Origin of the sequence: Phenylobacterium sp. (assembly GCF_030697925.1) — a bacterium.
Lineage (GTDB): Bacteria > Pseudomonadota > Alphaproteobacteria > Caulobacterales > Caulobacteraceae > Phenylobacterium.
Window position 1 is genome coordinate 1 of record NZ_JAUYOJ010000050.1, and the last position, 13678, is coordinate 13678.

At 70.0% G+C, this 13678-nt stretch carries 13 protein-coding genes and 1 pseudogene; 11 read left to right on the forward strand and 3 right to left on the reverse strand.

All coding sequences use genetic code 11. The features are described 5' to 3' along the window. Nucleotides 1–21: 21 nt before the first annotated feature. Nucleotides 22–993, reverse strand: a complete 972-nt coding sequence (locus Q8Q88_RS05095; RefSeq protein ID WP_305674119.1) for a glycosyltransferase family 9 protein — start codon at nucleotides 991–993, stop codon at nucleotides 22–24. Nucleotides 994–1054: 61 nt separating this feature from the next. On the opposite strand from Q8Q88_RS05095, the gene Q8Q88_RS05100 reads away from it, so the two are divergent. Next, nucleotides 1055–1861 (forward strand): folate-binding protein YgfZ, encoded by an 807-nt coding sequence (locus tag Q8Q88_RS05100; RefSeq protein WP_305674120.1) that lies wholly within the window; start codon nucleotides 1055–1057, stop codon nucleotides 1859–1861. Between the two features lie 158 nt (nucleotides 1862–2019). Here the strand turns inward: Q8Q88_RS05100 and Q8Q88_RS05105 are convergent, their stop codons facing one another. Continuing rightward, complete coding sequence (locus Q8Q88_RS05105) at nucleotides 2020–2892, reverse strand: alpha/beta fold hydrolase (protein ID WP_305674121.1); 873 nt, start codon at nucleotides 2890–2892, stop codon at nucleotides 2020–2022. Between the two features lie 73 nt (nucleotides 2893–2965). Between Q8Q88_RS05105 and Q8Q88_RS05110 the strand changes: the two genes are divergently transcribed. From Q8Q88_RS05110 to Q8Q88_RS05130, 5 genes are all read left to right on the forward strand, one after another. Beyond that, a complete protein-coding gene (locus Q8Q88_RS05110; RefSeq protein WP_305674122.1) occupies nucleotides 2966–3604 on the forward strand; it encodes a hypothetical protein in 639 nt (212 codons plus the stop codon). Between the two features lie 78 nt (nucleotides 3605–3682). Further along, nucleotides 3683–4276 (forward strand): DNA-3-methyladenine glycosylase I, encoded by a 594-nt coding sequence (locus Q8Q88_RS05115; protein ID WP_305674123.1) that lies wholly within the window; start codon nucleotides 3683–3685, stop codon nucleotides 4274–4276. Further along, nucleotides 4276–4890: a ribonuclease HII gene (locus Q8Q88_RS05120; RefSeq protein WP_305674124.1), complete on the forward strand. Its 615-nt coding sequence runs from the start codon at nucleotides 4276–4278 to the stop codon at nucleotides 4888–4890. The genes Q8Q88_RS05115 and Q8Q88_RS05120 overlap by 1 nt, the downstream gene beginning before the upstream one ends. A gap of 108 nt (nucleotides 4891–4998) precedes the next feature. Beyond that, the gene (locus tag Q8Q88_RS05125; RefSeq protein WP_305674130.1) at nucleotides 4999–6081 is read left to right on the forward strand and encodes a site-specific DNA-methyltransferase; all 1083 of its coding nucleotides are present in this window, start codon (nucleotides 4999–5001) and stop codon (nucleotides 6079–6081) included. A gap of 75 nt (nucleotides 6082–6156) precedes the next feature. Next, the gene (locus Q8Q88_RS05130) at nucleotides 6157–6837 is read left to right on the forward strand and encodes a hypothetical protein (RefSeq protein ID WP_305674125.1); all 681 of its coding nucleotides are present in this window, start codon (nucleotides 6157–6159) and stop codon (nucleotides 6835–6837) included. 44 nt (nucleotides 6838–6881) lie between these two features. Here the strand turns inward: Q8Q88_RS05130 and mutY are convergent, their stop codons facing one another. Then, on the reverse strand, nucleotides 6882–7928 hold the full coding sequence (gene mutY, locus Q8Q88_RS05135; RefSeq protein ID WP_305674126.1) for an A/G-specific adenine glycosylase: 1047 nt from the start codon (nucleotides 7926–7928) through the stop codon (nucleotides 6882–6884). 58 nt (nucleotides 7929–7986) lie between these two features. Between mutY and Q8Q88_RS05140 the strand changes: the two genes are divergently transcribed. The 5 genes and pseudogenes from Q8Q88_RS05140 to Q8Q88_RS05160 form a co-directional block, all read left to right on the forward strand. Continuing rightward, nucleotides 7987–8529, forward strand: a complete 543-nt coding sequence (locus tag Q8Q88_RS05140; protein ID WP_305674127.1) for a DUF721 domain-containing protein — start codon at nucleotides 7987–7989, stop codon at nucleotides 8527–8529. Nucleotides 8530–8602: 73 nt separating this feature from the next. Then, nucleotides 8603–9214 (forward strand): DsbA family protein, encoded by a 612-nt coding sequence (locus Q8Q88_RS05145; RefSeq protein ID WP_305674128.1) that lies wholly within the window; start codon nucleotides 8603–8605, stop codon nucleotides 9212–9214. A gap of 8 nt (nucleotides 9215–9222) precedes the next feature. After that, nucleotides 9223–9843 carry a thioredoxin domain-containing protein gene (locus tag Q8Q88_RS05150; RefSeq protein WP_305674129.1) on the forward strand — a complete coding sequence of 207 codons (621 nt, stop codon included), beginning with the start codon at nucleotides 9223–9225 and terminating at the stop codon, nucleotides 9841–9843. 9 nt (nucleotides 9844–9852) lie between these two features. Then, complete coding sequence (smc, locus tag Q8Q88_RS05155; RefSeq protein ID WP_305674131.1) at nucleotides 9853–13296, forward strand: chromosome segregation protein SMC; 3444 nt, start codon at nucleotides 9853–9855, stop codon at nucleotides 13294–13296. Between the two features lie 167 nt (nucleotides 13297–13463). Continuing rightward, nucleotides 13464–13678, forward strand: a pseudogene (locus Q8Q88_RS05160) (F0F1 ATP synthase assembly protein); the annotation flags it as partial.

A 13678-nucleotide genomic window follows, 5' to 3' on the forward strand; every position in this document is an offset into this window, starting at 1 on the left:
AGGTCTGCGGCATGGGACGTCCTATTTCTGAGTTTGCGCCAACAGGTCCTTGGCGGCGGCGGTCACGTCGCTGACCGGCAGGTCCATCATGTGACAGAGCGCCTGCTGAAAGCCAGGGTCAACCGCGCGGATCTGCTCGAAACTCCGCGTCCCGCGGACCACCCGGGTGTCGGGTCCCCAGGGGGCGTACATGCGTTCGTCGGAGGGGCCGAACAGGCCGACCGTGGGGATTCCCGCCGCCGCGGCCAGGTGCATCAGGCCGGAATCATTGCCGATGAACAGCCGCGCGCGCTTGAGGCAGGCATAGGCGGTCAGCAGGTCGACCTTGCCGGCCAGGTCCAGGGTGCGTTCGCGGGGCAGGACGTGGCGCAAGGCCGCCACCGCCTGGGCGTCGTCCGGCCCGCCCAGCAGCATCAGCCGTCCGCCCGCCATCGGGCCGTGACCGCCGACCAGCTGGTTGGCCACCTGGGCGAAGCGCTCGGCCGGCCAGGTCTTGCCCACCCAGTTGGCGGCCGGGGCCAGGGCCAGGATCGGCCCGCGGCCGGCCGTCAACTCCTCGGCATAGGCCTCGGTGGCCTCGCTGGTGAAGAGGAAGGGTGCGGCCGGGTCGTCTTCGATCTTCAGCAGGCGCGAAGCCTCGACCACCTTGTGCACCACCGGCCCGGAGCTGCGCTTGAACACCGCCCGGCGATCGCGCTTCAGCAGCTGGGAGATGGCCGAGCCGCGCAGGTCGACGATCAGGCCCCATTTCCTTCGCCGCACCCGGTTCCACAGGTCGAGCCAGTGGCCGCCGCTCTTGGACTTCTCGAAGACGATGATCTCGTCCAGGTGCGGGGTGTCGAGGAACAGCGGCGCGGCGGCCGGTCCCGCCACGACGGTGAAGCGCGCGTGCGGCACCTCTTCCACCAACTTACGGATCAGCCCGGACGACAGCACGGCGTCGCCGATGCGCGTCGCCGTGATGAATAGAATCGGGAAGGACCCGTTGGGCATTGGGACTGTATAAGGGGCCTGGCGCTGGCGCTCCACCCGGCGAGCCCCTAACTGCGACACCATGACGAAACCAACCTCCATCGCACGCTTGAACAGCCGAGCCCTGATCGCGGTCTCGGGCGAGGATTGGCGGACATTCCTGCAGGGTCTGATCACCCAGGATGTCGAAAGCTTGGCGCCGGGCGAGTTGCGGTTCGGCGCCCTGCTCACCCCGCAAGGCCGGCTGATGTACGACATGTTCCTGATCGGACGCGAGGATGGCGCCTGGCTGGACGTCGAGGCCGCCGGGCGCGAGGCCCTGATCCTGCGGCTCTCCATGTACCGCCTGCGCGCCAAGGTGAAGATCGAGGCGGACGAGACGCCGGTCTTCGCGGCCTTTGGGAGCGACCTCGGCGCGGGCTGGCTGGCCGATCCGAGGTTGCCGGGCCTGGGCTGGCGCGGCTACGGCGTGGACGCCTCGACGAACGCGGACGAGGCCGCCTATGACGCCCACCGCCTGGCCCTGGGCGTGCCGGGCCCCGCCGACTGGGCGGGCGAGACCACCTATCCCATCGAGGCCAATTTCGACCTGCTGAACGGCATCGACTTCAAGAAGGGCTGTTTCGTCGGCCAGGAGACCACCTCGCGCATGAAGCGCCGGGGCCAGATCAAGAGCCGCATGCTGCCCCTGGCCTTCGAGGGCGGCGCTCCGGCCTCGGGCGCCGAGGTGCTGAACGGCGAGCTCCGCGCCGGCGAAGTGCTGTCTGGCGCGCAGGGCCGCGCCATGGCCCTGGTGCGCCTGGATCGCATCGGCGGCGATCTGACCGCGGACGGGCGGAAGGTGCGAGCCGAGACGCCAGGGTGGTTCGCAACCGCGGCCGGCGCCTAACCCAAGGTGTCATCCCGGAAAGCGCGCAGCGCTTGTCCGGGACCCATACGCGCCGAGCCGATCCAGATGGTGATGCGCAGCCGCATCCTGCTCCATCGGGTGTTCATGGGTCCCGGCTCTTCGCTTCGCTGCGGCCGGGATGACAGCTGTTGGTGAGATTAGCTGAGGAAAAACCTCCGCAGCGCCGCCAGGGTCTCGGCCGGCCGTTCCTCGGGGATGAAGTGGCCGCTGTCGATGGCGTAGCCCTGGACGTCGTGGGCCCATTCCCGCCAGACCTCGAGCACGTCGTACCAGGCCGCCAGCGCGGCGCGCGCGCCCCACAGCACCTGGACCGGGGCGGCGATCTTGGTCTTCCCGCGATCGGCCTCGTCGGCGGCGACGTCGTAGGAGGCGCCGGCGCGGTAGTCCTCGCACATGGCGTGGATCACCGCCGGATCGGCGGTGGCCTTGCGGTAGTCGGCATAGGCGTCGTCGGCGAAGGGCGACTTGCCCCCGCGCAGCATTCCGCCGAACAGGAAGGCGTCGGGGTCGTGGGCGATCAGGGTCTCGGGGAACGGCGCCGGCTGGGCCAGGAAGCTCCAGTGCCAGTAGGCGAGCGCGAAGCGCTTGTCGGCGCGCTTCCACACCTCGGCGGTGGGGATGATGTCGAGGATCGAGAGCTTCCGCACCGCCTGCGGATAGTCCAGCGCCAGGCGATAGCCGACCCGCCCGCCCCGGTCATGACCGGCCAGATCGAAGCGGGCGAAACCGAAATGCTCCATCAGGGCCACGGCGTCTCGGGCCATGGCGCGCTTGGAATAGCTCTCGTGGCCGTCATTGGCGGCGGGCTTGGAACTCTCGCCATAGCCGCGCAGGTCGGGCGCCACCACGGTGAAGTCCTTGGCCAGGTCGTCGGCGATCTTTCCCCACATCATGTGGGTCTCGGGATAGCCGTGCAGCAAAAGCAAAGGCGGACCCGAGCCGCCGTGGCGCACCCGCAACGTCGCCTCGCCCACGTCCACCCGCGACAGTTGGAAGTTCTCGAAGGCCATGGCCGTCTCCCTATTGTCCTGCCGCACAGACGAGGCACGCTCGCGCCGAGCGCCGCAACCTGGGGAAGCGACCATGAAGACCGCCTTGCTGGCCCTGACCATAGCCTCGATCGCCATGCCGGCCATGGCCCAGCGGGTTCCGGTCCCGCCGATGAGCGCCGAGGAGGTGAAGGGGATGGTCGAGCCCGCCGAGCTGGAGGTCCGGCTCGACGGCGACTTCAACGGCGACGGCGAGATCGACACCGTCTTCATCGCCCGCGGCGAGGACAAGCGCGAGCTGACGGCCATGCTCGCCTATCGCAGCGAGGTGGACCTTGGCCACCAGCCCGTGGGCGTACTGCAGCTCGACGCCTATCCGCTCGGCCCCGCCAACCTGTCGATCCGCAACGGCGTGCTGATGATCAAGGACCTGACGGGTGGGACCTCGGCGGTCGCCACGACCTATCGCTACCGCTACGACCCCAAGGCCGAGAAGATGCGGCTCATCGGCCTCGACGCGAAGGCCTACAGCCGGACCAACGCCCACGGCTGGCGGGAGGTGAGCTGGAACCTGCTGACCGGCGACCAGGTTGTCAGCGAAGCCGAGCTCAACACCGGCGGCGGCGAAGAGGCCTACGCCAAACCCGTCGTTAAGAAGGCCAAGCGCCCGAGCCGGCCGATCCACATGGAAAATACGCCCAGCCCCGACGACGTCTTTGGCGGCGAGAACTGAACCCCGCCGCGAACTGTCGCGGACGATCGTCGAGGCGCCGCTTGAAAGGCCCGCGCGCGGCGGCCAAAACTGGCGGCCATGACCTCCGACCCGATTCGATGCGGCTGGCGCGGCATGGCCGGCGACCCGCTCTATGAGGCCTATCACGACACGGAATGGGGCGTGCCGGAATACGATTCCCGCGCGCTCTGGGAGAAGCTGGTGCTGGACGGGTTCCAGGCGGGGCTCGCCTGGATCACCATCCTGCGCAAGCGCGACGCCTTCCGCGCCGCCTTCGCTGACTTCGATCCCGAGCAGGTGGCCCGGTTCGGCGAGGCCGACCGCGCCCGGCTGATGGCCGACGCCGGTATCGTCCGCTCCAACGGCAAGATCGACGCGGCCATAGCCGGCGCTCGGATCTATCTCGACATGCGCGACAAGGGCGAGGACTTCTCCCAGTTCCTGTGGAGCTTCACCAACGGCACGGTGATCCAGAACAGCTGGGAGCGCATCGACCAGGTTCCCGCCCAGACCCGCGTGGCCGAGGAGATGTCCAAGGCGCTGAAGGCCAAGGGCTACAAGTTCGTCGGCCCGGTGATCGTCTACGCCTTCATGCAGGCCACCGGCTTCGTCAACGACCACCTGACCTCCTGCCACCGCCACGCCCAGGTCCGCCGGATGAGCCCCTCCTGATGCCGGACATGGTGCTGGAAATGGCCTGTCCCGGCCCGGTCTGCGGCGTCGACGAGGCGGGGCGCGGACCGTGGGCCGGGCCGGTCTCGGCGGGCGCCGTGATCCTCGATCCGGCGCGGGTGCCCCCGGGCCTGGACGACTCCAAGAAGCTGACCGCCAAGGCCCGCGAAGCCCTGGAGATCGAGATCAAGCAGCACGCCATCGCCTGGGGCGTCGGCTTCGCCTCGGTCGAGGAGATCGCCGAGCTCAACATCCTGCACGCCGCGGGCCTGGCCATGTGCCGCGCCATCGAGGCGCTCAGCGTGACCCCGGTCTACGCCCTGGTCGACGGCAACTACCGCTTCAAGCTGCCCTGCGAGGTGAAGACGGTGGTGAAGGGCGACTCGATCAGCTGCTCCATCGCCGCGGCCTCGATCCTGGCCAAGGTCGCCCGCGACCGGCTGATGGTGGAGATGGACAATCTATATCCAGGATATGGTTTTGCCGGCCACAAAGGGTATCACGCCCAAATCCATGTGGAGGCTCTGCGCACCCTCGGACCCTGTGAGATCCACCGCCGCGGCTGGGAGCCGGTGCGCCTGGCCCTCATCGAACGCGGCGAACTCGTCGATTGATCGGCAAGGGCTGATCGCGAACGATTTACGGTTCGTTCACCACGTTCTTCAACGCGGCCTTCACCACGATGACTCATGATTCTGACTCCGGACATCGAGGTCAGTGACATGGGCGTTTCCCCCGACACCATCATCCACGGCGACTGCATCGCGGAGCTGAAGAAGCTGCCCGAGAAGTCGGTCGACCTGGTGTTCGCCGACCCGCCCTACAACCTCCAGCTCGGCGGCGACCTGCTGCGGCCGGACAATTCCAAGGTCGACGCCGTCGACGACCACTGGGACCAGTTCGAGAGCTTCGCCGCCTACGACAAGTTCACCCGCGAGTGGCTGACCGAATGCCGCCGGGTGCTGAAGGACGACGGCGCGCTGTGGGTGATCGGCAGCTACCACAACATCTTCCGGGTCGGCGCGACGCTGCAGGACCTGGGCTTCTGGCTGCTGAACGACATCGTCTGGCGCAAGGCCAACCCAATGCCGAACTTCAAGGGCACCCGCTTCACCAACGCCCACGAGACCCTGATCTGGGCCGCCAAGGGCCGCGGCTCGCGCCGCTACACCTTCAACTACGACGCCATGAAGATGGCCAATGACGACGTGCAGATGCGCTCGGACTGGACCTTCCCGCTGTGCACCGGCGAGGAGCGGCTGAAGGACGAGAACGGGGTCAAGGCCCACCCGACCCAGAAGCCCGAGGCCCTGCTGCACCGGGTCATCCTGGCCTCGACCAAGCCCGGCGACATCATCCTCGACCCGTTCTTTGGCACCGGCACGACGGGCGCCGCGGCGCGGCGCCTGGGTCGCAAGTTCATCGGCCTGGAACAGGACGAGAAGTATGTGAAGCTCGCCCGCGAGCGGATCGCGCGCGTCATTCCGATGGCGCCCGGCGACCTGGAGGTCACCGGCTCCAAGAAGTCCGAGCCCCGCGTGCCCTTCGGCCAGGTGCTGGAGGCGGGCCTGCTCAGCCCCGGCGACACCCTCTATTGCCCCAAGGGCGAACGGGTGGCCCGGGTGCGCGCCGACGGCAGCCTGGTGATCGGCGACCTGTCCGGCTCGATCCACAAGGTCGGCGCCATGGTGCAGTCGGCCCCGGCCTGCAACGGCTGGACCTACTGGCACTTCAAGTCGGACAAGGGCCTGGCCCCGATCGACGTGCTGCGGTCGAAGATCCGCAGCGCGATGCCGGCGGCATAAGAGTGAGTCCCTAGGGTCGGGCCAGTCCGTCGCAGCACGGGCCGACCACGAGGCTGGCGTCTGGGCGCAAGGCCAATGTCCGCCTACGCCCCCATTGCGGACCTTGGCGCAGCGGCTAACCTCGACGCGATGAGAAGCCGTGATTTGATCGAGCTGTTAACCGATAGGCCTATCGTTCATCCGACGAGGATCGACGGGGTCACATGGTCCGGCCGAAAACTGACCATCGCGGTGCGGGGTTACCGCTGGTGGGAGAGCCCCTACACCGACCGGAACGCTGAAGGGGCGATTTCCCTCGTTTTCGATGGCCTTGGCGCTGGCCGACTTCTCACAGACGAACTGGGCCTCGATGATGACGAAGCGTTGGAAGATCTTCACGTAAGACCGGTTTCGGACATCCCCTGGGCGCAAGCCTGTGACTGGTCCATCTACTGCTCCGGACCGATCGGCCAGCCACTTACCCTCTACGGCAGGGTGAACGATTACCTCCACGCGAACACCGCCTTCCTGAAGCCAGACCATTTTCTCAACCAGGCTGCAGACCTTTCGCGTTTCGTAGCTATGGCTCAGACTAGTGGGTTCTTGGTCGGGCATGGCCCGGCTTGTATCCGCGACATCATCTGCGGCGAGCTCGAACGTCAATCCGTGGCGCACAACATCCTCAGAACAGTCGCTGCTACAGAGCCGAAGCTTCTCATTCGCCTCGGTGACTCCGCGTTCCTCTGCGAGAGCGCAGTAGCTGAAATTCCCGAATGAAAGGCCGCTAATCACCCATTGGGGAGGCAGCTTTACCGGGTCGGCTACAGCAGGTTCCCCAACCCCGCCCTCGCCGCCTTCAGGAACACGCTCGGCAGGGCGTCCAGTCCCGAGCGCGGGGTCCAGATCAGGCCCTCGGCGTCCCCCTCGGCGCGCATGAGCCGCAGGGTCAGGGTGAAGTGGGTGAAGCCGTGCTCCACTTCGCCCATAGCGCGCCAGTCGGCGCCGACCGGGGCGGCGTGCAGGGCCTCCTCGTCGCTCCAACCCACGCCGCGCCAGTCGCTGGTCGGCAGGGCCAGCATCCCGCCGAGCAGCCCCTTGGGCGGACGGCGCACCAGGGCGACCTCGTTCCCGCGGGTCAGGATGTAGGCGACCCCGTGCCGGTGCGGCCGGACGGCCTTGGCGGTCCGGCGCGGATAGGTCTCCGGCTCGCCGCCGGCCAGGCCCGCGCAGAAGGCCGCCACCGGGCAACGATCGCAGAGCGGGCCCTTGGGACGGCAGACCGTGGCGCCGAGGTCCATCAGGGCCTGGGCCCAGTCGCCGGGGCGCTCGTCGCGGACCAGGGCCTCGGCGAGCCGCTTCAGCTCCGGCTTGGCGTCGGGCAGCGGGGTCTCGACGGCGAACAGGCGGGCCATGACCCGCTCCACATTGCCGTCCACCACATTGGTCGGGCGGTCGAAGGCGATCGCCGCCACCGCCGCGGCCGTATAGGGGCCGAGCCCCGGCAGGGCGCGTAAGCCCTCCTCCGTGTCCGGGAACACCCCGCGATGCTCGCTCGCCACCGCCCTGGCGCAGGCCAGCAGATTGCGGGCGCGGGCGTAGTAGCCGAGGCCCGCCCAGGCGGCCATCACCTCCCCGTCTTCCTCGGCGGCGAGGGCCGACACGGTCGGCCAGCGAGCGGTGAACTTCAGGAAATAGGGCGTGGCGTGCGGCACGGTGGTCTGCTGCAGCATCACTTCCGACAGCCAGACCCGATAGGGATCGGCCCGCACGCCCTCGCGCCCGTCCGAGGGTCCCACGCGCCAGGCCAGGTCGCGGGCGCCCACGTCGTACCAGGCGAGCAGGGCTGAACGGAGGGCCTCGGGGGTCATCGCCTCCTCGCTACCCGATCCTCGCCTCCTGGGGGAGCCTTGATGTAGGATCGGGCCGATGGCCCGTGACCTCCCCACCGCCGCCGAAGCCGCCGCGATCCTGGCGCGCAAGCGCACGCGGCCCCAGCGCCGACCGCCGCCGGTGGCCGGCCGCAGCCTGAACCGGCTGCTGAAGGAGCTGGACGCCAAGTACGGCCTGGGATCGGGGGCCCTGCAGGCCCGCTGGCGCGAGATCGTCGGGGCCGAGATCGCGCGGCGCACCGAGCCCGTGAAGCTGACCAAGCCGCGCACCGGCGGTCCCGCCGCCCTGGAGATCCGCGTGGCCGGGGCCTCGGCGGCGCTCATCCAGCACCAGGCGCCGGAGATCGTGGCGCGGGTGAACCTGTTCCTGGGCGAGGCTGCGGTGAACAAGCTGCGCATCGTCCAAGGCCCGCTACGGGCGACCGCCGAGACCGGCAAGCCCGTCCGCCGCCGCTCGGCCCCATTGGACGCCGCCGAGGAGGCCGAACTGGCCGCCAGCCTGGCCGCCGCGCCCGATGGCCCTCTGAAAGCCGCATTGCTCAGCTTGGGTCGCGGCGTGCTGCGTCGTCGCACCGGTTGACTTTGGGCGCTTCCAAACGTTCCTGCCGGCGGGAATCGCGCTTTACTCACCCATTCGGAATTCTGAGGGTCCCATGCTGAACTTCAATCGTCGTCTGCTCGTCGTCGCCGCGCTGGGAGCGCTGGCCCTGGCCGGCTGCTCAAAGCCTGCCGGGACCCCGAGCGGCGACGACATGACCCTGGGCGACCCCAAGGCCCCGGTGAAGCTGGTCGAATACGCCTCGCTGACCTGCAGCCACTGCGCCACCTTCAACGCCGAGGTCTTCCCGGCGTTCAAGAAGAAGTACATCGACACCGGCAAGGTCCACTACACCTTCAAGGAGTTCCTGACCCCGCCCGCCGAGGTGGCCGCCGCCGGCTTCCTGATGGCCCGCTGCGCCGGCAAGGATAAGTATTTCGGCGTCGTCGACTCGGTGTTCAACGCCCAACAGGAGATGTTCACCACCGGCGACATGCGCGGCAGCCTGCTCCGCGTGGCCCAGTCCGCTGGCATGAACGAGCAGCAATTCAACGCCTGCGTCTCGGACGAGGCCGCCCTGAAGGCCCTGGACGCCCGGGTCACCAAGTCGGCCCGCGAGCAGAAGATCAGCGCCACGCCCACCTTCGTCGTCAACGGCAAGGTGGTGAAGGAAGGCGAGATGAGCCTGGCCGAGCTGGACGCCGCCATCGCGGCGGCCTCGAAGTAGGAATCGGGATGAACATGCCCGCCCGCCGCACCCTGATCGCCGCCGCCCTCGCGGCGCTGGCGCTTGCGGCGGGTCCGGCGGCCGGCGCGCCGCCGACGGGCGACATGAGCCTGGGCGATCCCAAGGCCAGGGTGAAGATGGTCGAGTACGCCTCGTTGAGCTGCGTCCACTGCGCGGCGTTCAACAACGAGGTCTTCCCGCACTTCAAGAGGAAGTACATCGACACCGGCAAGGTCCACTACACCCTGCGCGAAGTGCTGACCGAGCCGGCCAACGTGGCCGCCGCGGGCTTCATGACCGCCCGTTGCGCCGGGGCGGAGAACTATTTCAAGGTCGTCGACGCGGCCTTCCGTGGCTTCCCCGAGATGCTGCGCACCCAGGACGCGCGGGCCAACCTGGTGGCCGCGGCCAAGGCCGGCGGCCTGACCGAGGCCCAGTTCGTCGCCTGCGTCGGCGACCAGGCCGGCTTCGAGGCCATGCAGACCCGGGCCGGCAAGAACGCCCAGGAGGGCGCGATCAAGGGCACCCCCACCTTCTACTTCAACGGCAAGAAGGTCGCCGAGGCCGCCATGAGCCTCCCCGAGCTGGACGCCGCCGTGGCCTCGGCCGCCAAACAAGCTCCGAGATAGGAGGCCGAACTGCATTTCCAGCGCCTCCGCCTCTCCGGGTTCAAGTCCTTCGTCGACCCGACGGAGTTCCGGATCGAGCCTGGGGTTACGGGGATCGTCGGGCCGAACGGCTGCGGCAAGTCCAACCTGCTGGAAGCCCTGCGCTGGGTGATGGGCGCCAATTCCGCCAAGGCCATGCGGGCCGGCGGCATGGACGACGTGATCTTCGCCGGCTCCGGCGACCGCGCCTCGCGCAACCACGCCGAGGTCACGCTGACCATCGACAACGCCGACCGCAAGGCGCCGGCGGCTTTCAACGACACCCCGGTGCTGGAGGTGGTCCGCCGCATCGATCGCGGCGCGGGCTCCACCTACAAGATCAATGGCCGCGAGGTGCGCGCCCGCGACGTCCAGCTGCTGTTCGCCGACGCCTCCACAGGCTCCAACTCCCCGGCCCTGGTGCGCCAAGGCCAGATCTCCGAGCTGATCGCCGCCAAGCCGCAGAACCGCCGGCTGATCCTGGAAGAGGCCGCCGGGGTCTCGGGCCTGCACTCCCGCCGCCATGAGGCCGAGCTGCGCCTGCGCGCCGCCGAGACCAACCTTTCGCGGCTGGACGACGTCGCCAATGAATTGGAGAGCGCGCTCAACCGGCTGCGGCGTGAGGCCCGACAGGCCGAGCGCTACAAGAAGCTGTCGGCCGAGATCCGTTCCCTGCAGGGCGCGGTGCTCTATTCCCGCTGGGCCGAGGCCAAGGGCGCGGCCGAGCGGCTGGCGACCGAGGCCGCCGACGCCGCCCGCGCCGTGGAGGAGACCGCCCGCCAGGCGGCGAGCGCCACCACGCTGGCGGCCCAGGCTGAAGAGGCCATCGCCCCCCTGCGCGAGGCCGAGACCGTGGCCGCCGCCATCCTGCACCGCCTGGCCATCGACAAGGACCGCCTGGACCGCGAGGGCGAGGCCATCGCCGCCGAGGTCGAGCGCCTGGTCGGCGAGGTCGGCCGCATCGACGCCGACCGCGCCCGCGAGACCCAGATCGTCGAGGACGCCGACGTCGCTCTTAAGCGCATGGCCGACGATCTGCAGGCCCTGGAAGCGGCCATCGCCGCGGCCCCCGACCGTTCGACCGAATTGGAGGCCGCCGCCCGCGCCGCCGACGAGGCCCGCGTCGCCGCCGACGAGACCGTGGAGGAGCTGGCCACCCAGGCCGCCGCCGACGAGGCCCGCCGCCGCGCCGGCGCGGCCCGCGTCGACGAGGCGCAGAATCGTGTGTCGCGCACCCGCCGCGCGCTGGACCAGGCCAAGACCGAGCGCGAGCAGCTCGGCCCGGCGGTCAATCCGCAGACCGCACAGGCCCGCGCCGAACTGGAACGCGCCGAGGCCACGCTCGCCACGGTCCGCGCCGCCCTGGAGGCCGCCGAGGAGGAGCGCAGCAAGGCCGCCGCCGCCGAGAACGAGCTGCGCGAGGCGGCCCGCAAGCAGGACGAGCAGCTGGGCCGGCTGACCGCCGAGGCCCGGGCCCTGGCCCAGATCGTGGCGCAGCAACGGCGCGGCGGCTTCACCCCGGCCCTCGACGAGGTCGCCCCCGATCGCGGCTACGAGAAGGCGCTGGCCGCCGCGCTGGGCGACGACCTGGACGCGGCGCTGGACCCCAAGGCCCCGGCCTTCTGGGGCGGACGCGACGCTGTCGCCCCGGCCTGGCCGGGCGGCGCCCAGCCCCTGGCCCCGCTGGTCAAGGCCCCGGCTGCGCTCGCCGCCCGCCTGGCCTTCACGGCCCTGGTCTCCCGCGAGGACGGCGACCGGCTGCAGGCCCAACTCGCCCCCGGCTGCCGGCTGGTCTCCCGCGAGGGCGACCTGTGGCGCTGGGACGGCTTCACGGCCCGCGCCGACGCGCCCAAGCCCGCCGCCGTGCGGATGGAGCAGAAGACCCGGCTGACCGAGGTCGAGGCCGAGATCGAGGTCATCTCGCCCAAGGCCAAGCTCGCCAAGGACGCTCTCACCGCCGCCACCGCCCGGGTCCGCGCCGCCGAGGAGGCCCTGCGCGCCGCCCGCCGCGAACCGCCGGCCGCCGAACAGAAGGTCTCCGCCGCCCGCGCCGCCGTCGAGAAGCTGGACCGCGAGGCCGCCCGCCGCGAAGCCCACGCCCAGTCCCTGGACGACGTGATCGGCCGCTTCGAGGCCGAGCTCGCCGACGCCGAATCCATCCTACGGGTGGCGGTGGGCGAGTCGGCGGAGGACACCGCCGTGGGCGACCTTCCCGCCCGCCTGGCCCAGGCCCGCGCCGCCGCTGGTCCCGCCCGCGAGGCCGCCGCCGCCGCCCGCTCGGCCCTGGAGATCGAGGTCCGCGAGCGCGACGGCCGCGCGCGGCGCCTGGAGCACTTGCGCCGCGATTCCGATGACTGGACGCGCCGCGGCCAGGCCGCCGCCAAGCGCCTGGAGCACCTGGTCGAGGCCCGCGCCGGCGCGCAGGGAAAGCTCGACAAGGCTCACGAGGCGCCGGCCACCCACCAGGCGCGCTTGCAGACCCTGCTGGACGAACTGTCCCAGGCCGAGGCGCGTCGGGCGCAATCCTCCGACGCGCTCGCCCAGGCCGAGGGCGCCCGGGCCGAGGCCGACCGCGCGGTGCGCGCCGCCGACGCCGCCTCGTCCCAGGCCCGCGAACTACGCGCCTCCCTCGACGCTCGCCTCGAGGGCGCCAGCGAGCGGTTGGCGGAGGTCACCGGCCAGATCCGCGAGACCGCTCGCGTCGAGCCGGAGCAGCTCGGCCGCAAGCTGGCCGACGACGCGGTGGCCATCCCCGCCGAGCCGGGCGGCATGGAGGCCCACCTCTACAATCTGGAGCGCCAGCGCGACGCCATCGGCCCAGTGAACCTGCGCGCCGAGGAGGAGGCCGTCGAGCACGCCGTCCGCCTGGAGACCATGCAGACCGAGCGCGCCGACCTGACCGGCGCCATCGCGCGCCTGCGCCAGGGGATCGACGAGCTGAACGGCGAGGGGCGCGAGCGCCTGCTGGCCGCATTCGAGGTGATCAACGAGCACTTCAAGATGCTCTTCCAGGCCCTGTTCGAGGGCGGCCAGGCCGAGCTGCGCCTGGTGGAGTCCGACGATCCGCTGGAGGCCGGCCTGGAGATCTACGCCTGCCCGCCCGGCAAGCGCATGGCCACCATGAGCCTGATGAGCGGCGGCGAGCAGGCCCTGACGGCCGCAGCCCTGATCTTCGCCGTGTTCCTGGCCCAGCCCGCGCCGATCTGCGTGCTGGACGAGGTGGACGCCCCGCTGGACGACGCCAATGTCGACCGGTTCTGCAATCTGCTGGACGAAATGCGTCGCCGGACCCAGACCCGCTTCATCGCCATCACCCATAATCCGGTGACCATGGCGCGCATGGACCGGCTGTTCGGCGTCACCATGGCCGAGCGCGGGGTTTCGCAATTGGTCTCGGTCGACCTGCGCCAGGCCGAGGCCATGGCGGCGCAATAGCGCACCCCGGCGCACCCGCCGGTTGGGGCGCCAAAATCGCCATATAAATCAGTCGGTTAATAACTGATCTCGCAACCTTGACGCACTGCAACCGCGTCTATAGGTTCCGCGCGACCTAAAGCCCCCGCCGTGGCGGCAAACGTCGCGGTCGAAAGGCCTTCCGACGTATGCCCAGGACGGACGAGACGAAATCCGAGACCCCTAGTCTCGAATCGCGCCTCGAAGCGGCCGAGTCGGCGCAGGCCCGCAAGGCCAGCGGCGAAACGCACCGGGCGATGGCGCAGGGTTACCGCTTCATCGGTGAAGTGGTGGGTGGGGTGCTCATGGGCGTCGGCCTCGGCTGGCTGCTCGATCGCTACGCCGGCACGTCCCCCTTTGGGAT